Annotated in this window: 15 protein-coding genes; 2 read left to right on the top strand and 13 right to left on the bottom strand. The window is 69.7% G+C overall.

The genetic code is table 11. The features are described from left to right. Positions 1-82: 82 nt before the first annotated feature. Entirely contained in the window at positions 83-1,174 is a 1,092-nt protein-coding gene (locus ACFYY6_RS10910) for a hypothetical protein (protein ID WP_389192727.1), read from the bottom strand. A 380-nt stretch (positions 1,175-1,554) separates the two neighbouring features. Here ACFYY6_RS10910 and ACFYY6_RS10905 point away from each other — a divergent pair, with 380 nt between their 5' ends. Together ACFYY6_RS10905 and ACFYY6_RS10900 are read left to right on the top strand one after the other, a co-directional pair. Then, positions 1,555-2,643: an LCP family protein gene (locus tag ACFYY6_RS10905; protein WP_351517328.1), complete on the top strand. Its 1,089-nt coding sequence runs from the start codon at positions 1,555-1,557 to the stop codon at positions 2,641-2,643. A gap of 86 nt (positions 2,644-2,729) precedes the next feature. Further along, complete coding sequence (locus ACFYY6_RS10900) at positions 2,730-3,119, top strand: NTP pyrophosphohydrolase (protein WP_389192724.1); 390 nt, start codon at positions 2,730-2,732, stop codon at positions 3,117-3,119. A 19-nt stretch (positions 3,120-3,138) separates the two neighbouring features. Here ACFYY6_RS10900 and ACFYY6_RS10895 read toward each other — a convergent pair whose 3' ends face one another. The 12 genes from ACFYY6_RS10895 to acnA all read right to left on the bottom strand — a co-directional run bounded on the left by ACFYY6_RS10895 (position 3,139) and on the right by acnA (position 20,529). Next, complete coding sequence (locus ACFYY6_RS10895) at positions 3,139-4,650, bottom strand: amino acid permease (RefSeq protein ID WP_351517331.1); 1,512 nt, start codon at positions 4,648-4,650, stop codon at positions 3,139-3,141. Between the two features lie 251 nt (positions 4,651-4,901). Continuing rightward, positions 4,902-6,839: a 1-deoxy-D-xylulose-5-phosphate synthase gene (gene dxs, locus ACFYY6_RS10890; protein WP_351517402.1), complete on the bottom strand. Its 1,938-nt coding sequence runs from the start codon at positions 6,837-6,839 to the stop codon at positions 4,902-4,904. Between the two features lie 316 nt (positions 6,840-7,155). Further along, entirely contained in the window at positions 7,156-8,397 is a 1,242-nt protein-coding gene (locus ACFYY6_RS10885) for a sugar ABC transporter permease (RefSeq protein ID WP_389192879.1), read from the bottom strand. 134 nt (positions 8,398-8,531) lie between these two features. Further along, the gene (locus tag ACFYY6_RS10880) at positions 8,532-9,326 is read right to left on the bottom strand and encodes an ATP-binding cassette domain-containing protein (protein WP_389192721.1); all 795 of its coding nucleotides are present in this window, start codon (positions 9,324-9,326) and stop codon (positions 8,532-8,534) included. A 333-nt stretch (positions 9,327-9,659) separates the two neighbouring features. Next, positions 9,660-10,757: a substrate-binding domain-containing protein gene (locus tag ACFYY6_RS10875; protein WP_389192718.1), complete on the bottom strand. Its 1,098-nt coding sequence runs from the start codon at positions 10,755-10,757 to the stop codon at positions 9,660-9,662. 121 nt (positions 10,758-10,878) lie between these two features. After that, on the bottom strand, positions 10,879-12,078 hold the full coding sequence (locus ACFYY6_RS10870) for an ROK family transcriptional regulator (RefSeq protein ID WP_351517335.1): 1,200 nt from the start codon (positions 12,076-12,078) through the stop codon (positions 10,879-10,881). Positions 12,079-12,335: 257 nt separating this feature from the next. Beyond that, positions 12,336-13,253: a carbohydrate ABC transporter permease gene (locus ACFYY6_RS10865; RefSeq protein ID WP_351517336.1), complete on the bottom strand. Its 918-nt coding sequence runs from the start codon at positions 13,251-13,253 to the stop codon at positions 12,336-12,338. 79 nt (positions 13,254-13,332) lie between these two features. Then, positions 13,333-14,256, bottom strand: a complete 924-nt coding sequence (locus ACFYY6_RS10860) for a sugar ABC transporter permease (RefSeq protein WP_351517337.1) — start codon at positions 14,254-14,256, stop codon at positions 13,333-13,335. A 53-nt stretch (positions 14,257-14,309) separates the two neighbouring features. Next, positions 14,310-15,755, bottom strand: coding sequence for an N-acetylglucosamine/diacetylchitobiose ABC transporter substrate-binding protein (gene ngcE / locus ACFYY6_RS10855; RefSeq protein ID WP_351517338.1), 1,446 nt, complete (start codon positions 15,753-15,755; stop codon positions 14,310-14,312). A gap of 428 nt (positions 15,756-16,183) precedes the next feature. Further along, positions 16,184-16,510, bottom strand: a complete 327-nt coding sequence (locus ACFYY6_RS10850) for a hypothetical protein (RefSeq protein ID WP_386608257.1) — start codon at positions 16,508-16,510, stop codon at positions 16,184-16,186. A 445-nt stretch (positions 16,511-16,955) separates the two neighbouring features. Further along, a complete protein-coding gene (locus ACFYY6_RS10845; RefSeq protein ID WP_351517339.1) occupies positions 16,956-17,594 on the bottom strand; it encodes a histidine phosphatase family protein in 639 nt (212 codons plus the stop codon). Between the two features lie 220 nt (positions 17,595-17,814). After that, on the bottom strand, positions 17,815-20,529 hold the full coding sequence (acnA, locus tag ACFYY6_RS10840; protein WP_389192715.1) for an aconitate hydratase AcnA: 2,715 nt from the start codon (positions 20,527-20,529) through the stop codon (positions 17,815-17,817). Between the last annotated feature and the right edge of the window lie 115 nt (positions 20,530-20,644).

Below are 20,644 nucleotides of genomic sequence, written 5' to 3'. Positions count from 1 at the left end.
TCGCACGGCAGGCGGCATCTCGACGACACCGCCCGGGGCTCCGGGCGCGCGGAGGCCCTGGGCGCGGACCGCCGGTGGCGGCTCACAGCCGGACCCAGTGCTCCAGCACCATGCCCTGCTGGTCGGTGCGCTGCCGGGTGACGTTCATCCGCCCGTCCCGGTCGACGGCCGCGACGACCAACCGGCCGTCGCGGTCCAGGGCGAGTGCCGGTGTGCCCTCGCAGGACTGGAGGGTGTCCGCCCACCAGGCCCCGGCGGACTCCAGCTCGGTCGGGTAGGCGGTCAGTGCGAGGGTCCCCGTCCGTTCCCGCTGGGCCAGCACGGTGCAGTCGTAGCCGTCGACGAGGCAACGGCCGAGAGCGAGGGGGCCGCTGCCCGAGTGGCCGCCCAGCGGGGCGGGCGCGACGTCCGGGGCGCCCACCACCGGCAGGCGGTGGGCGAGGACCTCGCCGGACTGCTCGTCGCGCCAGTAGTGGGTGATCCGGCCCTCGTGGGTCTCGGTGCCGGAAGCCGTCCGCGCCCGGGCGATGAAGACGAGGTTGGGGGCCCGGTCCAGCGTGCCCCCCGGGGTGTCCTGCCGCCAGACGTACACGCCCTTGTCGGCGGGCATGAACAGCTCGATGCGACCGGACCGGGTGACGACGGCGGACAGGCCCTCGCGGACCCGCTTGCACGGCAGGGACGTCCACTTGCCCCAGACGCCGCGCGGGTCGCGCCTGCGGGTGGACACTCCCCCCACGGCGTTGCGGACGAACACGTGGAGCGCGTCGCCGCCGTCGACGACGGCGACCGGGGCGCCGACGGCCGACGCCTTCTCGGCGTCCTTGCCGTGCGGGTTGCCGATCGAGTGCCAGCCGGTCATGGGCCGGCCGACCTGGTACTGGGAGGCGTAGACGATGTCGGCGGGCGCGTGCGGATCGTTCGTCGTGCGCCGCAGGCCGAACACGTCGGCGAAGCCCGTCGCGCCCTGCGCCACGCTCAGGTACGGCAGCATCCGGGCGTCGGGGAGCAGGAGTTCGGGCGCGGTCCAGCCGTCGCGTACGGCCGGCGATTCGGTCCAGCGGACGATGCCACCGGTTCTGGCCGGGGCGTACGCGGTGAGGCGGCCGTCGGGCGCGACGGTCAGCCAGTCCGCCCTCGGCGGGGCCGCCGCCAGGAACTCGGGGACGGTCACCGCCTCCTGGGCCGGTCCGGCAGGGGTCCTCCGGGAGGAAGCCGCGGCACGCCTACGCCCAGTACGCAAACCCATCGATTCCCGACCGTTCTTCACTGAATGCTCTTTCCGGTGCCGAACGGCGTTGGGCGGAGCCCCATGTGTCTCTGTTGAGTGACCAGTTTGAACACAACAGCAACAACTGATGTCAGAATAATACTCGACAGGGTCGATTTCAGGCCGATTCCTGTCGCACCATGTGGCTTTGAGGCAAGAATCATGCCCTGGGCAGAAGCGCGGTACCCCACGGAGCGACTTCGGCACGCATGGCCCGCCCGCCACTCATTCCTCTCCTCTCGCACGCTTTCACGCGTGTCCCGACGGAAGAACCAGACGAGCCCATGACAGATCACAACTCCGGCAGCGGATCGCGCACGTCCCACGGCACACGGTCGGGGCGAGCGCCCCGCAAACGGCGGCGCGGCCTCAAGATCACCCTGGCCGTGCTGCTCGTGCTGCTGCTCGCCGCGGGCGGCACCTTCTACTGGCTGTACAGCAGGCTCGACGGGAACATCACGGCCGTCGACATCGACAAGGCGCTCGGCGACGACCGTCCCGAGAAGCTGCCGACCAGCGGGCAGAACCTGCTGGTGCTCGGCTCCGACTCGCGGTCCGGGGCCGAGAACAAGAAGCTGGGCGGCGGGGGCGACGTGGCCGGTGCCCGCTCGGACACCGCGATGGTGGTGCACATACCGGAGGGCCGTACCAGGGCCGTCGCCGTGTCCATACCCCGCGACACCCTGGTGACCCGGCCGCAGTGCACCGGGTCCGACGGATCCGCCGTGCGTTCCGCGGACCGGGTGATGTTCAACTCCGTCTATTCCCAGGTCGGTCCGGCCTGTGTGGTCAAGACGGTCGAGAAGATGTCCGGGGTCCGGATCGACCACTACCTGGAGATCAACTTCGCCGGGTTCAAGGACCTGGTCGACGCGATCGGCGGCGTCACCGTCGACGTTCCGCAGGACATCCACGACAAGTCGTCCGGCCTCGACCTCACCAAGGGACAGCACCGGCTCGACGGCACCCAGTCGCTCGCCTACGTCCGCACCCGGCACGGCATCGGGGACGGCAGCGACCTCGGCCGGATCGGGCTCCAGCAGCAGTTCCTGCTCGCGCTGCTGAGCGAGGTCAAGTCGCAGAACCTGCTGAGCAGCCCGGCGAACATGTACCGGATCGCCGACTCGGCGACCAAGTCGCTGACGACCGACGAGGGCCTCGCCTCGCTGACCTCGCTCTCGGAGTTCGCCCGCTCCATGCAGGGGGTCGACCCGGGCTCCATGGAGACGATCATGCTCCCGGTGGCGTACGACACGGCCGACCCGAACCGGGTGGTGGCGGCGCAGCCGCAGGCCAAGACGTTGTGGAAGGCGATCCGCGAGGACGCCCCGATCCCGGAGTCGGCGAAGAAGTCCCCCGCCACCGGCGGCTGACGGACCTGCGGCGACCGCACGCGCGAGACGCCCCGCGCGTGCGGTCGCCGCCGCGCGGGGCCGTCGGCGCGTGGCACGCTTCCGGCATGGTGAACGAACGGACCACCCTGGTGATCGTCGACGCGGCCAACGTGGTCGGGTCGGTGCCCGACGGCTGGTGGCGGGACCGGCACGGCGCGGCCGTTCGGCTGCGCGACGCGCTGGTCCCGCTGGCCGGGCACGGGCTGCCGGACGTCCCCGGCCCCGTCGATCTGGTGCTGGTCGTCGAGGGCGCGGCCCGGGGTGTCGACCCGGCCCCCGGGGTGGGGGTGGATCCGGCCCCCGGGAGCGGGGACGACCGGATCGTGGAACTGGCCGCGGCGGCGGGCGACCGCGCCTGCGTCGTCGTCACCGCGGACCGGGAACTGCGGCGCCGCGTCGAGGCGTACGGCGCGCGGTGCGTGGGTCCGCGCGCGGTGCGGCCCTCGCGTCCTTGAGGGCGCTCCCCGCCCGGCCCTACGGTCGGCCGACGGGCTTGTTGAGCCGACTGTGCCCGCGCCCGTACACGAAGTAGATGATCGCTCCGAGGATCATCCAGACGGCGAACCGCAGCCAGGTCTCCGCCGGCAGATTGAGCATCAGCCAGACCGAGGCGATCACCGACAGGGCGGGGACGAGCGGGACCCACGGGGTGCGGAAGGTCCGGTGCAGCTCGGGGCGGGTGCGGCGCAGCACCAGCACCCCCAGGGCGACGACGACGAACGCGAAGAGCGTGCCGATGTTCACCAGCGTCGCGAGTTCGTGAAGGCTGGTGAATCCGGCGACGACCGCGATGACCACGCCCAGCAGGACGGTCGGGCGGTACGGGGTGCGAAAACGCGGGTGCGTCCTGGAGAAGAACCGCGGGAGCAGCCCGTCCCGGCTCATCGCGAAGAACACCCGGGTCTGGCCGAGCAGCAGGATGAGACAGACCGTGGTGAGGCCGATCGCGGCGCCGAAGCTGATGAGCCCGGCGTAGACGGGATGGCCGACGGCCTTGAACGCGTCGGCCAGCGGGGCCTCGACGGACAGCCGGGTGTAGTGCTCCATGCCCGTGACCACCAGGGACACGGCCACGTAGAGCGCGGTACAGATGAACAGCGAGGCGAGGATGCCGCGTGGCATGTCGCGCTGCGGGAGTTTCGTCTCCTCGGCCGCCGTCGCCACCACGTCGAAGCCGATGAAGGCGAAGAAGACGATGGAGGCGGCGGTGAAGATGCCCATGACGCCGAAGTTCGTGGGCGCGTACCCGGACATCAGCTGGAACAGCGGCGCGGTCAGCCCGGAACCGGGGGGCTGCGGCTGCGCCTCGGGGATGAACGGCCGGTAGTTGTCGGCCCTGACGAAGAACAGTCCCGCGATGATCACGACGAGCACCACGGCGACCTTGATGGCGACCACGACGGAGGTGACCCGGGCCGAGAGCTTCATGCCCAGCACCAGCACCACGGTCAGGACGAGGATCAGGGCGAAGGCCAGGATGTCGAAGCCGAATCCTTTCGCCACATCCGTTCCCGAGAGCACGTCCGGCAAGGTCCACCCGAAGTTGTCCAGCAGCGAACGGACGTAGCCGGACCAGCCGACCGCCACCACCGCCGTGCCCAGCGCGAACTCCAGCACCAGGTCCCAGCCGATGATCCAGGCGACGAGTTCGCCGAGCGAGGCGTAGGCGAAGGTGTACGCGGAACCGGCGACCGGGACCGTGGAGGCGAACTCGGCGTAGCAGAGCGCGGCCAGGGCGCAGACGACTCCGGCGACCACGAACGCGAGGGCGGTGGCCGGACCCGCGGTCTCCTTGGCCACCTTGCCGGTGAGCACGAAGATGCCGGTGCCGATGATGACGCCCACTCCGAAGACGGTGAGGTCCAGCGCGGAGAGGGACTTCCTGAGCGCGTGCTCCGGTTCCTCGGTGTCGCGGATGGACTGCTCGACCGTCTTGGTCCGGAACAGTCCGTCACTGCTGGGTGGTGTGTCCTGCTGGGCGGTCACCGGCGTACCTCCACGCGCTCGTCGTGTACGCCATGATTTGGGAGCTTCGGCGGCGAAGGACCGCGCATCGGAGGATTTCACGCGAAGGGGCCGGTCGAACCACTCGTACAGGGTGGTTCGACCGGCCCGTTCGGCCGTGCCGAGGTCGCTCGTACGGACCGGGTCCGCCCGGTTCACGGACCGCGTCGCGCGTAGCGGACCGTGCCGCACGCGGGAGAGGTGGCCCGCCGGGGACCGCCCGGGCGAGGACGTCAGTCGCGGACCGGTTCGATCATGGAGCCGCCGTCCACGGAGTCGTCGTCCGCGCCCGTCCCGAAACGTCCGTCGAGCCTGGCGACCAGACCGGTGACCTGTCGGGCGATGTCCGGCGCGGTCAGCCCGATCTCGGCCATGACCTCCTTGCGGGAGGCATGGTCCAGGAAGCGCGGCGGGATGCCGAAGTCGCGCAGCGGTACGTCCACCCCGGCGTCCCGCAGCGCCTGGGAGACGGCGGAGCCGACACCCCCGGCCCGGCTGTTGTCCTCGACGGTGACGACGACCCGGTGCCGCTCGGCGAGCGGGGCCATGGCGTCGTCGACCGGCTTGACCCAGCGCGGGTCGACCACGGTCGTCGAGATGCCCTGGGCGTCGAGCAGGTCGGCGATCTCCAGGCACATGGGAGCGAGCGCGCCGACGGAGACCAGCAGGACGTCCGGCCGGTGGGTGCCGGGCTCGCGCAGGACGTCCATGCCGCCGACCCGGCGCACGGCCTTGACCGCCGGTCCGACCGCGCCCTTGGAGAAGCGGACCACGGTCGGAGCGTCGTCGACGTCGACGGCCTCGCGGAGCTGGGCGCGCACCTGGTCGGCGTCGCGCGGGGCGGCGATCCGGAGTCCGGGCACGCACTGGAGGATCGACATGTCCCACATGCCGTTGTGCGAGGCGCCGTCGGTGCCGGTGACCCCGGCCCGGTCGAGGACGAAGGTCACTCCGCAGTTGTGCAGCGCGACGTCCATCAGGACCTGGTCGAAGGCGCGGTTGAGGAAGGTGGCGTACACCGCGAAGACCGGGTGCAGCCCGCCGGTCGCGAGACCGGCCGCGGAGACCGCGCCGTGCTGCTCGGCGATGCCGACGTCGTAGATCCGGTCCGGGAATTCCTTCTCGAACCCGGTGAGGCCGACCGGCTGGAGCATGGCCGCGGTGATCGCGACGATGTCCTTGCGCTCCTTGCCGAGCTTGACCATCTCCTCGCCGAAGACGGAGGTCCAGTCGAGGCCCGCAGTGGCGACCGGGAGACCGGTGTCGGGGTGGATCTTGCCGACGGCGTGGAAGCGGTCGGCCTCGTCCTCGAGGGCGGGGGTGTAGCCGCGGCCCTTCTCGGTGAGGCAGTGCACGATGACCGGTCCGCCGAAGCGCTTGGCGCGCTGGAGGGCGGACTCCAGGGCCTCGATGTCGTGGCCGTCGATCGGGCCCACGTACTTCAGGCCGAGGTCCTCGAACATGCCCTGCGGGGCGATGAAGTCCTTCAGCCCCTTCTTCGCGCCGTGCAGCGTCTCGTAGAGCGGCCTCCCGACGACGGGGGTGCGCTCCAGGATGTCCTTGCCCCGGGCCAGGAAACGCTCGTAGCCGTCGGTGGTGCGCAGCGTCGCGAGGTGGTTGGCGAGGCCGCCGATGGTCGGCGCGTAGGAGCGCTCGTTGTCGTTGACGACGATGACGAGCGGGCGGTCCTTGGCGGCGGCGATGTTGTTCAGCGCCTCCCAGGCCATGCCGCCGGTGAGCGCGCCGTCACCGATGACCGCGACGACGTGGTCGTCCTTGCCGAGCAGTTCGTTGGCCTTGGCCAAGCCGTCGGCCCAGCCGAGCACGGTGGAGGCGTGCGAGTTCTCGATGACGTCGTGCTCGGACTCCGCGCGGGAGGGGTAGCCGGAGAGGCCGCCCTTGCTCTTGAGCTTCGAGAAGTCCTGGCGGCCGGTGAGGAGCTTGTGCACATAGCTCTGGTGACCGGTGTCGAACAGCACCTTGTCCTTCGGCGAGTCGAAGACCCGGTGCAGGGCGATGGTGAGCTCCACCACACCCAGGTTGGGGCCGAGGTGGCCACCGGTCTTCGAGACCGCGTCGACGAGGAAGGTCCGGATCTCTTCGGCGAGCTGGTCCAGCTGCTCGGGAGTGAGCCGGTCCAGGTCACGCGGTCCAGCGATGCGGGTCAGCAGATCCCACCCGCCCGCCGCCGCCCTTGCACGTCGCGCTTCGCGCGGCTGTGTCACCGTGCCTCCTTGCGTGTTGAGCTGGGTCGAGCATGCCGATCCGATGAGTCTAGTGTTCCGTCCGTGCGGGAGGTCATCGGGCGGGGCGTTCGGGACGGACTCGGTACACGACCGGGACACGCCCGCGTGCGCACCCGGTACGCGAGGGCGTGCGCCGGGCCCGCGCACGCACGGTCGTGACGGGTCCGGGACCGCGCGCCCGGCCCGCGACGGGGCCCGGCGCCAGGACGGGCACCGGACCCCGAGGCCGGGCGGTACGGGCTCACGCGCGTCCGGCGGTCTTCTGGGTGCGCCGGGAGACCGAGTCGATGACCACGGCGGCCAGCAGCACCGCGCCGGTGATCATGTACTGGATGGCGTTGGCCATCCCGATCATGTTCAGCCCCTGCTGGATCGACTGGATCACGATCATGCCGAGCAGCGCCGACCAGACCTTGCCGCGGCCCCCGAAGAGACTGGTGCCGCCGATGACGGCCGCCGCGATGACCAGCATGAGCGTGTTGCCGCCGCCGACGCTCTTGGTGGCGCCTCCGGACAGGCTGGCGATGAACAGGCCGCCGAACGCTCCGAGCGTGCCGGACAGCGCGAAGACGGCGATCCGGACCCGGGCGACGTCGATACCGGCCCGGCGCGCGGCCTCCGGGCTGCCGCCGACCGCGAAGACCCGGCGGCCGAAGCCGGTGCGCCGGGCGACGAGGTCCGCGACGACCAGGACGGCGAGGAACAGCACCAGGGCCAGCGGCAGCCCCCGGGCCCCCGGGGGCTCGTTCAGTACGTACGCGACGGCGAAGCACAGCACCGCGACGGCCGCGGTGCGCAGCACGACCTCGCCGTCGGTACGGGCGGGCAGGCCCGCGGTCCGGCGGCGCCGGCCGTCCACCAGGAGCGAGGCGGCGTACGCGAGGACGGCGACCAGGGCGAGCCCGTAGCCGGCGGCCTTGTCCTCGAAGAAGTAGTTGGTCAGGTCCTCGACGACGCTGCCGGACGGCGTGTTGATCGACCCCTCGCCGCCCATCATCCAGTCCTGGAGCCCGCTCCAGCCGAGGAATCCGGCCAGGGTGACCACGAAGGCCGGTACGCCGATCCGGGCGAAGAAGAAGCCGTGCAGTGCGCCGAGGGCCGCCCCGGAGAGCAGGGCGGCGACGATCGCGAGCCACTCGTTCCAGCCGCGGTTGACGTCGAGCACGGCCCACACGGCCGCGCCGACCCCGGCGACGGAACCGACCGAGAGGTCGATCTCGCCGAGCAGCAGGACGAACACGATGCCGACCGCCATGATGCCGAGGCCGGAGCTGTAGACGGCGATGTTGGCGACGGAACCGGCGGAGAGGAAGTTGTCGTTCCGGAGCTGGAAGACGATCGCGATGACGACCAGGCCGACGAGGACCGGCAGCGAGCCGAGATCACCTCCGCGCACCTTGCGGCCGAATTCGGCCCAGTAGCCCTTGAAACCGGCCTCGCGGACGAGCAGCCGGGGGTCGACTGCGGGAACGGACGCTTCCACCGGCCGCTCGGACGCGGTCCGCGCCGGGGTCGCGGGATTCCCGGAGTTCCGGGGATGCTCCGCGGCCTCCGGGGACCGCGAGTTCTCGGGGTTCCCGGAACCGTCGGGGAGATCGGGGGACTTGGCGAGGTCGCTCACTTCGCCTCCTCATTCGTGGCCCTGCGGGCCCGGCGGCGTGTGACGGCGTTGTCGGTGGCGCCGGTGATGGCGGCGATGATCTCTTCGTGGGTGGTGTCCGCCACGTCGAAGAAGCCGTTGTTGCGGCCGAGCCGTAGCACCGCGACCCGATCCGCCACGGCCCGTACGTCGGCCATGTTGTGGCTGATGAGGAGGACACCGTGGCCGCGCTCGCGCAGCCGCTCGACCAGGTCGAGCACCTGGGCGGTCTGCTCGACGCCGAGGGCCGCGGTCGGCTCGTCCAGAATGACGATCTTGGGGTCGCCGATCAACGCGCGTGCGATGGCGACGACTTGGCGCTGACCGCCGGAGAGCGCGGCGACGGGCGTCCGGACGCTCGGGATGCGGATGGAGAGGGTGTCCAGCAGTTCCCGGGCGCGCTTCTCCATCGCGATCTCGTCGAGGACGGACGCCTTGCGCAGTTCCCTGCCGAGGAAGAGGTTGGCGACGACATCGAGGTTGTCGCAGAGCGCCAGGTCCTGGTAGACGGTGGCGACTCCGAGGGCCTGGGCGTCGTTCGGCCGGTTCACGCGGACCGGTGCGCCCTCCCATTCGATGACGCCTTCGTCGATCGGGTGGACGCCCGAGACGGTCTTGACGAGGGTCGACTTGCCGGCGCCGTTGTCGCCGACCAGGGCGACGACCTCGCCGGAGCGGATCTCCAGGTCCACGTCGGTGAGCGCCTGGACGGCGCCGAACCGCTTGGAGATTCCGCGCAACTCCAGCACGGGCGGAGCGGACACGTGAATCATCTCCTTCACCGCCTGACCGGCGGGAATGGTGTGCCGAGCACGGGTGTGCGTGGGGGGAGGTCCGGCGCCCGCCCCTGCTTGCGGGGCGTTGACGGGGCGGGCGCCGGACGGCTGGGAGGCCCGTGGCGGTGCCCCGGGCCGGGGAACCGCCCGGACCGCCGGACCGACTCGGGACGCGACACGGGCCGGGTACGGAAGCGTCACCACGGGCGGGCCGGAACCGATGAGGACGGGACCGGGGACGGACGAGTGCGGGGACGGACGGGTGCGGGGGTACGGACCGGCACGGATGCCGAGCCGGCTCATGGCACGGGCCGACAGGAGCGCGTCGCCCTACTTGATCCCCGCCGCCTCGCAGGCCGCCTTGTACTCGGGCGTGCAGATCTCCGCCGCCTTGTACACCTGGTCGGCGATGATCGTGCTTGCGACGTTCTCCTCGGTCACGACCTGCGCGTCGTACAACCGGGCCGGGATGCCCTTGAACTCCCCGGAAAGACTGTCGACCTGAGTGGGGGTCAGCTCGTCGAACTTCTTGCCCTTGAGGAGCCTCACGGCGATCTCGGCGGTGGTCTCCGCCTCCGGCTTGATCTGCTTGTAGATCGTGAATGCCTGGTCGCCCTTGAGGATGCGCTGGAGACCGGCGAGTTCGGAGTCCTGGCCGCCGACCGGAACCTTGATGCCGCGCTTGTTCAGCGCTGTGATGATGCCGCCGGCCATGCCGTCGTTGGCGGAGTAGACGCCCTGGAAACCGCTCCTGCCCAGGGAGTCGATGGCCGCGCCCATCTTCTTGTTGGCCTCGTCCGGGGACCAGTCCGGGATGTCCTGCTCGTAGACGATCTTCTTGACCCGGGTGTCCAGGACGCTGTGCGCGCCCTTCTTGAAGAACGGGGCGTTCGGGTCGGTCGGCGAGCCGTTGATCATGACGACATCGCTCTCCGCGGCCTTGGCACCGAGCGCCTTGACCAGCGCCTCGCCCTGGAGGCGGCCGATCTTCTCGTTGTCGTACGACACGTACGCGGAGATCGGCCCCTCGGCGAGGCGGTCGTACGCGACGACCTCTACGCCCTTCTTCTCCGCCTGCTGCACCCAGGACTTGGTGGCCTTGTAGTCGACGGAGTCCAGGATGATGACCTTCACCCCCTGTGTGACGAGGGCGTCGAACTGCTTCTTCTGGGTGTCGCTCTGCTGCGCCGCGTTGCTGTACTTGACCTTGCAGTCGCCGCACAACTGCCTGACCTTCGCCTCGATGAGAGGGCGGTCGAAGGTCTCGTACCGGGTGGTCTTGTTCTCCGGCAGCAGCAGGCCGATGGTCCTGCCGTCACCTCCGCCGTCGGCCGTGTCGTCACCGCCGGCCTTGCCGCAGGCGGCGAGGGAGACGGCCATGGAGAGTGCGGCCGTTCCTATGACGATGCGACGTGTCGTTGCGTTCATACGGATTGCCTCCCTGACGAGGCCGCGGCACCGCGGCCGAGGTGGCAGGCAGTCAACTCGGCCTTGCAGTCAGCGTCAAGGAGTAAATCATTAACAAGATGACAACGGTGCCATTCATTCTCTAAGTGAAGGCAGGGCCCTTGGTCGGCAAGGCGCTTTCCAAAAGGGTGGAATCCCCCATCTCGCTGAGCACCAGGGCGAGCGCGCCCAGCACCTCGGCCCGTCCCCCGAGCGCCCCGGGCAGCACCGAGAGCTGTCTGGCGGCGCTGGGGATGGCGTAACGGGAGACCGAGTCGCGGATCGGTGCGAGCACCAGTTCGCCCGCCTCGGCGAGGGGCCCGCCGAGCACGACCCGGCTGGGGTTGAGCAGGTTGCAGAGGTTGGCCACCCCGCTGCCGATGTGGCGTCCGACGTCGGCGACCACCCGGCGGCAGCCCGGGTCCCCCTCCTGGGCCAGCCCGACCATCCCCTCCATGGTGAGGTCGGGGCCGTGGCCGGGCCGGAGCAGCGGCAGGACGTAGCGCGCCGCCGTGAACGTCTCCAGACAGCCCCGGTTGCCGCAGCGGCACACCGGCCCCGACTCGTCGAGCGTGATGTGCCCGATCTCGCCGGCCGTGCCGCCCGGCCCGCGGTAGATGCGGCCGTCGATCACCAGGCCCGCCCCGACGCCGTCGGCGACCTTGATGTATGCGAGGTCCTTCACCCCCCGGCCGCTCCCCCAGACCAGCTCTCCGAGCGCCCCGAGGTTGGCGTCGTTGTCGACGTGCACCGGCACGCCGAGGCGCCCCGCCAGTTCCTCACGGGGATTGATGCCCTTCCAGCCCGGCAGGATCGACGTGGAGCCGAGCGTTCCGGACTCGACGTCGATCGGGCCGGGCACGCCGAGCCCCACCCCGATCACCTTGTCCTGGCCGATCCCGGTCGCCCCGATCAGCCGCTCGACCAGCCGCTGGGCACGTCCGAACCCCTCCTCGGACGAGGCGTCGACGTCCAGCGGCTCGGCCTCCTCCGCGATCACCTGATGGGCGAGGTTGCCGACCGCCACCCGCAGATGCGTATGGCCGAAGTCGACACCCACCACGATGCCCGCGTCGCCGCTGAGCGAGACGCTGCGGGCCCGGCGGCCGCCCGCCGAGGTGGGGGTCACCTCGACCGTGCCGCCTTCCTTCAGTTCACGAACGATGTTGGAGACGGTGGCCGCCGAAAGGCCGGTGCTCCGTGCGATCTCCGCCTGGGTGAGCGAGCCGGCCATGCGTACCGCACGCACGACCCGCTCCAGGTTGGCGCGATGCAGGGATGTCTGCGACCCCGGAGTCTCCATCGACTCACTCCTAGTGTTCTCTCCAAGATGTGAACCCCAAGCTGAGCGTTTTGCGGCACTCCCCGTCAAGACCTTGAGCCTCCGAGCCCACCCGAAAGCACCCGCCGCCCGAGCGGCGTGCCCGCCCGGGACCCGTGCGGGCATGTGCCACCGAGCCCCTGTCCGGCCCCGGAGAAGGGGGCTCCGCACGCGGAACCGCCCGTCGGCACGGGGCCGACGGGCGGTTTTGGAGAGGGACGGCGGGGTGGGGCGCGGCGCTACTTCACCGCCCCTGCCGTGAGCCCCGCCACGACCTGGCGCTGGAAGACGATGTACGCCCCGAGGACGGGCAGCATCGCCATCACCAGACCGGCGAACAGACCGGACCAGTCGCCCTTGTACCCCTGACTGTTGGCCAGTTCGACCAGCCCCTGGGAGAGCACCCGCTGGTTCGGGTCGGTGTTCAGCACCGTGGGCAGCATGTACTGGTTCCACTGTCCGAGGAAGTTGAAGATCCCGACGCTGATCAGGCCGGGCTTCGCCATCGGCAGCATCACCTGGAAGAAGGTCCGGGTGTGCGAGGCTCCGTCGAGCATCGCCGCCTCCGCCACCGAGGTCGGCAGCGTCCGGAAGAACGAGGTGAGGAAGAAGACCGTGAACGGCAGCGAGTACGCGATGTAGACCAGGATCAGTCCGTGCCGCGTGTCCAGCAGGGCCATGTTGTTCATGACGAAGAACAACGGCACCAGCGCCAGGATGATCGGGAAGCTCATGCCGCCGATGAACAGGAAGTAGACGAAGCGGTTGCCGGGGAAGTCGAACCGGGCCAGGACGTAGGCCGCCATGGAGCCGAGGAGCAGGGTCCCGACGAGCGAACAGCCCACCACCACGATGGTGTTGAGGAAGTAGTCGCTCATGTGCGCCTGGCTCCAGGCGCGCGACCAGTTCTCGAAGTGGAGCTTGTCGGGCAGTTCCCACGGGGTCGACAGGATCGAGTCGTCCGTCTTGAAGGACGCCATCACCGCCCAGAGCAGCGGCATGACGACCAGGATCGCCCAGATGATCAGCACGCCGTGCGAGAAGACGTTGAGGACCTGGCCCTCGCTGCTCTTCTCCTTGGCCGCGGGCGCCGTCGCCCGGGTCACGGGGGCCGGTCGCCGCGCCGGGGCCGCGGGCGGGGTGTCAGTGGTCTTCACGCGTACTCACCTCGTACTGTCGAGCCGGACACGGAGGCCGACCTGTGGTGCCTGCCGGGGATTCCCGTCGATCGCCGCATCAGAACTCCAGCCGCTCGCGCCGGCCCAGACGCATCACGATGGCGGCGAAGGCCATGGTGACGACGAGCAGCCCGACACCGATCGTCGTCGCGTATCCGGCCTGCCCGTCGCGGAAGGCCGTCTGGTACACGTACAGCGGCAGGACCGTGGTCGAGTAGTCGGGGCCGCCGGGGCCCACGGTCATGACCTGCACGACGGTGAACGCCTCCACGCCGAGGGCCAGGATCCCCATGTACACCCAGCCCGACTGCACCGTGTCCCAGAGCAGCGGGAGCGTGATCCGGAAGAACGTGGTGATGCGGCCGGCCCCGTCGAGGAGCGCCGCCTCGTAGAAGTCCTTGGGGATGGACGCCATGCCTGCGGAGAAGAGGACGACGAAGAACCCGACCGTCGACCAGATCAGGACCGTCATGACGCAGATGAGCGCCAGATTCGGGTCGCCGAGCCACTCCGGCTGGACCGAGTCCAGGCCGAGCGTCTTCAGCGTCCCGTTGATCATGCCGCTGCGGGGGTTGAACGCGAACTGGAACAGCAGGGCGACGATGACGACCGAGAGCACCTGCGGGAAGAAGTAGGCGATCTTGTAGAAGCCCGATCCGCGCACGCCGGAGATCGTGGCGTTCTTGCGCCGTCGGCCCCCCACGTTGAGCATGAAGGCGAAGAACAGCGCCAGGCCCAGCGTCACCAGCGGCAGCAGGAGCACGAGCAGCACGCTGTGCTGCAAGGACTTCCAGAAGATGTCGTCCTTGAGCATCTTCGTGTAGTTGGCGAACCCGACCATCTTGAAGTCGGGGCTCAGGCCGGTCCAGTCCGTGAACGAGTAGTAGATGGACTGGACGAACGGCCAGATCACGAAGACCGCGTAGAGCGCCAGTGGGACCAGCAGGAATCCCACGATGAAACGGTACTTGCCATGCTGCATCGTTTACCGACCCCGATCTTTCCGCGGGTGCCGCCGCTGGTGACGGTTGCTCACTAGTGCTTGTAGTGCTTGATGGACTGGTCCTTGGCCGTCGCGTCGGCGAAGGCCTGGATCTTCTTGATGGTCTCGGCCGGGGTCGCGCGGCCCGCCAGCATCTCGCCGAGACCGGCGATGCCGACCTGTTCCTTCTGGAACTTCGAGTACCAGCCCTCGAGACGCGGGTTCAGCACGTTGTCGCCGGCCAGCTTGAGCGCGTCGACACCCGACTGCAGGGCGGTCGACAGGCTCAGGCCGTCGGTGCCGCCGTTGAAGGACGTGAGCGACTTGACCTGCTTGGTGAAGTTCTTCGAGGACTCCTCGGAGAGCATGATGCGCAGCTGCTCCATGGCGCCCTCGGGGTTCTTCCCCTTGGCCGGGACGATGAAGGGCTCGCCGCCGGAGGCCCAGATGGTGCCGAACGGCATCTTGTCGGAGGCGTCCAGGCCGGACGGTGCCGACACCATCATCTTGAAGTCGGCGGGCGTCGTCGGCGCCGCCTCGTTCTCCACCCACGAGCCGTTCGGGATGAACAGGGCCTTGCCCTTGGTCCATTCGGTCTGCGACTGGATGTGGGTCAGCCCGGGGGTGCCCTGGAGGATGTACCCCTTCCGGTACAGCTCGTAGTACGCCTCGAACGCCGCCTTGACCGCGGGGTCCTTCCAGGCGTTCGGCTCCAGGTTGTCCATCCGGTCGAGGACCTCGCGGCCGCCGATCTTGGCGATGAACGGGTAGAGCGAGTACGCCAGGTAGTAGGGGTACTTGCCCGGGTACGTCCAGCCGGCGATGTCCTGCTTCTTCGCCTTCGCGCACAGGGCGAGCATCTCGTCCCAGGTCTGCGGGTACTTCGCGTCGAGCTTGTCGAGCGCGGTCTGCGAGTACCAGACGCCGTACACGGTGTACGCGTAGTACATGATCCAGACCGGGTCGCCCTCCAGCTGGCCCATCTCCAGGACGCCCGGGCGCAGGGTGTCGCGCACCTTCTTGTTCGGGTCGTCGTAGGACGGGGCGTCCATGAGCGTCGTCAGGTCCGTGAGCTGCTTCTTGCCGGCCAGGATGCCCATGTCCATCTGCTCGGCACCCGAGTTGTCGATCAGGTCCGGCGGGGTGCCGCCGTTGAACCGGGGCTGCAGCTGCGACTGGATCTTCTGCGTCGCGACGTGCTTGACCTTCGGGGCCTTCGGGAAGGCCTGGTTGTACCTCTTCTCCGCGTCGATGGCGTACTGCTCACCGAATCCGCCGTTGAAGATGACGACTTCGAGCGGGGCCGTCTCGTTGACGCCGAGCGGGTTCTCCTTGGTGACCTTGCCCTTCTCGACCTTCTCGTCGCCGCCGTCGCCGCCGCTCGCGCACGACGCCAGGAAGCTCATCGTCGGCACGGTGAGCAGACCGAGTGCGGCGGATCGCTTGATCACATCGCGACGGCCGAGGCCCTCATTCTTGTGGGCGGAGGTGGATCCCATGCTCAAGTCCTCGCCTTCTCCAGGACTCAGGCGGTGTGTACCGGTCGCCCGTCGATATTCGCCTCAGGCGAAGGGCCCCGCCACCGCGGTCAGTTGCGCTTGGGTAGTGCTGATGTTTCAGGCTAGCCACGTGCAATGGGAGTTCGGGAAAGAACGGCCGACGCGGACACCGTCGTGCCCCGCGGACCCACCCCATCGCCCCCTTGTCCGCGTCGCCGTGAAACGGCTGCGCGGACGCCGACAGGTATAGTCCACTCGCGCCCAACTGAGCAAGATCGAATGCAAGGTTGAGCAGCAGTCTTTCCCGAGTTGAGACCTCGCGGATACGTGCCCCTCGCACGTTCCGGCCCCGGCACGAGCGATTCCGCACGAAGGCCGATTCCTTCGACGACGCGCCGCCAACGCCCTTGACACATCCGCAACTTGACTCACTCCCGCACCATGCGCATCGACGTGACAACGTTGCCCGGATGCGCCTGCGGGAAGTACCGCTCGGCATGCGGCCCCGACATCGATCTCATGGGTGACACAGCCGTGGCAACCGCGTCGATCGCGGCTTCACCGGAATTGATCATGATCGTCCCCGCCGCGGGGCGGTCGCCCGAAAGCGGAGAGCGGGACCAAAGGCCATCCGCGGCACGGACATTCTGTTCGTCTTTCGAATCGAATGAAGGACGACCGGACCGGCGCAACACCGTCGAAGAGGGTCCCGACGGAAAGAAGCGGTCATCGGGTGTCGACGGCGGATTCTCCACTGGAATTCCGGGCAAGGTCACCGACAAGGTGACAGACGTCCGGGCCGGTGCGGAGCACACCGGCGACGAGATGAAGAAGCGTCTGGTCGACGGGGAGCCCGGCAGCGGGCGGCCGGCGTTCGGGCCCAACGCCCGGCCGGAGTTCGACCTCCCGGAACCGGTCGAGGCCGTCCCCCTCGGTCCCTCCCCCGCTCCTCACCGCCTTCTCCCACGTGTGCGGCGGCGGTTACGACCTCGCCGGCCGGCGTCCAGCAGGCGAGGCGCCACCTCGCTCGCGCGCTCCCTGCTCCTCCCCTGGCAGGGCTCCGGGAGGACGGTGCCCGCTCACCGGAGGTCCGCCCCCCTCGCCCGGCGCGCACGGGCGGCGCCACTCCTCGGAGCGTCGGCGGGCCCGCGGGCCGTGCCGCCACGGCCGTACGGGCGGGAGCGGCTCCCCACCCATCGCTCAGAAGCGTTCCGTCCCTTCCGGCGCCCTCGGCGGGAAGAGGCTCTCCGGCAGGCACACGTTCCACGCCGTGATCACCGGATTGCCGTGCTCCGTGCCGAGCCGGGACACGGCCCCCGTGGCGAGCTGGAACAGCGTGCCCTCGGCGGGGGTCAACCCGAGATAGCGGGCGGTGAGCACCCGCAGGAAGTGGGAGTGGGCGACAAGGGCGATGTCCCCGTCCCGGCCCGCCTCGCGCGCCACCTCGGCCAGCACCCGGTCGGCCCGGGCGCCGACCTCGGCGGGAGTCTCCCCGGGGTGCGTGTCGGGGCCGGGGGCGACGCCGTCGGTCCACAGGTTCCAGTCGGGACGGGTGCGGTGGATCTCGTCGGTGGTGACGCCCTCGTAGCCTCCGTAGTCCCATTCGTGCAGATCGGACGTGATGCGCGGAGCGGCGAGCCCGGCGAGTTCGGCGGTGCGCCGGGCGCGCGCCGAGGGGCTGACCAGTGTGAGCGCGATCCGCCGCTCGGCGAGCAGGGGCGTCAGCGCGAGGGCCTGGCGCTCGCCAAAGGACGTGAGAGGCAGATCGGTGTAGCTGGTGTGCTGACCGGACCGCGACCACTCGGTCTCGCCGTGCCGGATCAGGATCAACTCGCCCATGGTGCGTTCCGCCTCCTGTGCCGTCTCCGTGCCAGTGGCCGTGCCTTCCCCGTGCCAGTGGCGCTGTGCAGGGAACCCGCGGGCCCACGATCGCATTCCCCCGGCCGGTGGGCGGTGTGCCCGTCCCAGGGTGTCGCACGAAAGCGCGCGGGGCCGCACCCCGGTGCTCCGGGATGCGGCCCCTTGCCGTTCGGGCGGCCGACCGGCCGTCCGGCGTCGCCTACTTGCGGATCAGGCTGCGCAGCACGTACTGCATGATGCCGCCGTTGCGGTAGTAGTCCGCCTCACCGGGGGTGTCGATGCGGACGACCGCGTCGAACTCCACACCGGTGTCGGTGGTGACCTTGACCGTGCGCGGCGTGGTGCCGTCGTTCAGCTCGGTCACGCCGGTGAAGGAGAAGGTCTCCTGGCCGGTCAGGCCGAGGGACCCGGCGTTCGTGCCCTCCGGGAACTGGAGCGGGAGAACGCCCATGCCGATGAGGTTCGAGCGGTGGATGCGCTCGTACGACTCGGCGATGACGGCCTTGACGCCGAGGAGCGCGGTGCCCTTGGCGGCCCAGTCGCGCGACGAGCCGGAGCCGTACTCCTTGCCGGCCAGGACGACCAGCGGGATGCCGGCGGCCTGGTAGTTCTGCGAGGCGTCGTAGATGAAGGAGACCGGCGCGTCGTCCTGCGTGAAGTCGCGGGTGTAGCCGCCCTCCGTGCCCGGCGCGATCTGGTTGCGCAGGCGGATGTTGGCGAACGTGCCGCGGATCATGACCTCGTGGTTGCCCCGGCGCGAGCCGTAGGAGTTGAAGTCACGACGCTCCACACCGTGCTCGGTGAGGTACTTGCCGGCCGGGGTGTCGGCCTTGATGGCACCGGCCGGGGAGATGTGGTCGGTGGTGACCGAGTCGCCGAGCTTGGCGAGCACCCGGGCACCGGCGATGTCCTCGACCGGGGCCGGGTCCATCGTCATGCCCTCGAAGTACGGGGGCTTGCGGACGTAGGTCGACTCGGCGTCCCACTCGAAGGTGTTGCCGGTCGGGATCGGCAGGGCCTGCCACTGGGCGTCGCCCGCGAAGACGTCCTGGTAGGACTTGTTGAACATGTCCTCGCCGATGGCGTTGGCGACGACATCGTTCACCTCGGCCTCGGTCGGCCAGATGTCCGCGAGGTGGACCGGCTTGCCGTCCTGGTCGATGCCGAGGGCGTCCTTGGTGATGTCCACCTTCATCGAACCGGCGAGGGCGTACGCGACGACCAGCGGCGGGGAGGCCAGATAGTTCATCTTGACGTCGGGGTTGATCCGGCCCTCGAAGTTGCGGTTGCCGGAAAGCACCGAGGTCACGGCCAGGTCGTGCTCGTTGACCGCCTTGGAGACCTCCTCCGGCAGCGGGCCGGAGTTGCCGATGCAGGTGGTGCAGCCGTAGCCGACGAGGTTGAAGCCGACCTTGTCGAGGTACGGGGTCAGGCCCGCCTTGTCGAAGTAGTCGGTGACGACCTTCGAGCCCGGGGCGAGGGTCGTCTTGACCCAGGGCTTGCGGGTCAGCCCCTTCTCGACCGCCTTCTTCGCCACGAGCGCCGCGGCGACCATGACGTACGGGTTCGAGGTGTTGGTGCAGGAGGTGATCGCGGCGACGGTGACGGCGCCGTGGTCGATCGTGTAGGTGGTGCCGTCGGGGGCGGTCACCTGGACCGGGTTCGACGGGATGCCGTTGCTGACGGCCGGGGCGTCGGAGGCCGGGAAGGACTCCTGGCCCGCCTCGTCGGCGGTGGTGACGTAGTTGCGGACGTCCTGGGCGAACTGCGCGGCGGCGTTGGCGAGGACGATGCGGTCCTGCGGGCGCTTCGGGCCGGCGATCGACGGGACGACCGTGGAGAGGTCCAGCTCCAGCTTCTCGGAGAAGTCCGGCTCGGCGGCCGGGTCCAGCCAGAGGCCCTGCTCCTTGGCGTACGCCTCGACGAGCGCGACCTGCTGCTCGCTGCGGCCGGTCAGGCGCAGGTAGTTCAGGGTCTCGCCGTCGATCGGGAAGATCGCGGCGGTGGAGCCGAACTCGGGCGACATGTTGCCGATGGTGGCGCGGTTCGCCAGGGAGGTGGCGGCGACGCCCTCACCGTAGAACTCGACGAACTTGCCGACGACGCCGTGCTTGCGGAGCATCTCGGTGATGGTCAGCACGAGGTCGGTGGCGGTGGTGCCCGGCTTCAGCTCGCCGGTCAGCTTGAAGCCGACGACGCGCGGGATGAGCATGGAGACCGGCTGGCCGAGCATCGCGGCCTCGGCCTCGATGCCGCCGACGCCCCAGCCCAGCACGCCCAGGCCGTTGACCATCGTGGTGTGCGAGTCGGTGCCGACGAGGGTGTCGGGGTACGCCTGGCCACCCCGGACCATGACCGTGCGGGCCAGGTGCTCGATGTTGACCTGGTGGACGATGCCGGTGCCCGGCGGGACGACCTTGAACTCGTCGAAGGCGGTCTGGCCCCAGCGCAGGAACTGATAACGCTCCTTGTTGCGGCCGTACTCCAGCTCGACGTTCTGGCCGAAGGCGTCCTTCGTGCCGAACTTGTCGGCGATGACGGAGTGGTCGATGACCAGCTCGGCCGGGGCGAGGGGGTTGATCTTGGCCGGGTCGCCGCCCAGCTCCTTCACGGCCTCACGCATGGTGGCGAGGTCCACGACACACGGCACGCCGGTGAAGTCCTGCATGATCACGCGGGCCGGGGTGAACTGGATCTCCTGGCTGGGCTGCGCCTGGGAGTCCCAGCCACCGAGCGCCCGGATGTGGTCGGCGGTGATGTTCGCGCCGTCCTCGGTGCGGAGCAGGTTCTCCAGGAGCACCTTCAGGCTGTACGGGAGGCGCGCGGAGCCCTCGACCTTGTCCAGCCTGAAGATCTCGTACGACTCGTCGCCCACGCGCAGCGTGCTGCGGGCGTCGAAGCTGTTCGCCGACACGACAGTCTCCTTCATCAATGTGCGCGTACTCCGCGCCGCGCCTCATTACGGCGGGCGCCGCGTGGTGCCGCCTGCGGCCCCTCGCCCATCCGTTAAGGTAAGACTTAGTTAGGTA

Origin of the sequence: Streptomyces sp. NPDC001750, from assembly GCF_042892615.1 — a bacterium.
Lineage (GTDB): Bacteria > Actinomycetota > Actinomycetes > Streptomycetales > Streptomycetaceae > Streptomyces.
The sequence above is the reverse complement of the archived record's forward strand: the minus strand, read 5'-3'. Positions and strand labels throughout refer to the sequence as shown.

Excerpts from the sequence above, each read along its gene's own strand:
- ACFYY6_RS10875 (WP_389192718.1), bottom strand. The coding sequence starts at position 10,757 with ATGAACGCAACGACACGTCGCATCGTCATAGGAACGGCCGCACTCTCC.
- ACFYY6_RS10900 (WP_389192724.1), top strand. The coding sequence starts at position 2,730 with ATGGTGAACGAACGGACCACCCTGGTGATCGTCGACGCGGCCAACGTG.
- ACFYY6_RS10880 (WP_389192721.1), bottom strand. The coding sequence starts at position 9,326 with ATGATTCACGTGTCCGCTCCGCCCGTGCTGGAGTTGCGCGGAATCTCC.
- ngcE (WP_351517338.1), bottom strand. The coding sequence starts at position 15,755 with ATGGGATCCACCTCCGCCCACAAGAATGAGGGCCTCGGCCGTCGCGAT.
- ACFYY6_RS10870 (WP_351517335.1), bottom strand. The coding sequence starts at position 12,078 with ATGGAGACTCCGGGGTCGCAGACATCCCTGCATCGCGCCAACCTGGAG.
- ACFYY6_RS10845 (WP_351517339.1), bottom strand. The coding sequence starts at position 17,594 with ATGGGCGAGTTGATCCTGATCCGGCACGGCGAGACCGAGTGGTCGCGG.
- ACFYY6_RS10905 (WP_351517328.1), top strand. The coding sequence starts at position 1,555 with ATGACAGATCACAACTCCGGCAGCGGATCGCGCACGTCCCACGGCACA.
- ACFYY6_RS10860 (WP_351517337.1), bottom strand. The coding sequence starts at position 14,256 with ATGCAGCATGGCAAGTACCGTTTCATCGTGGGATTCCTGCTGGTCCCA.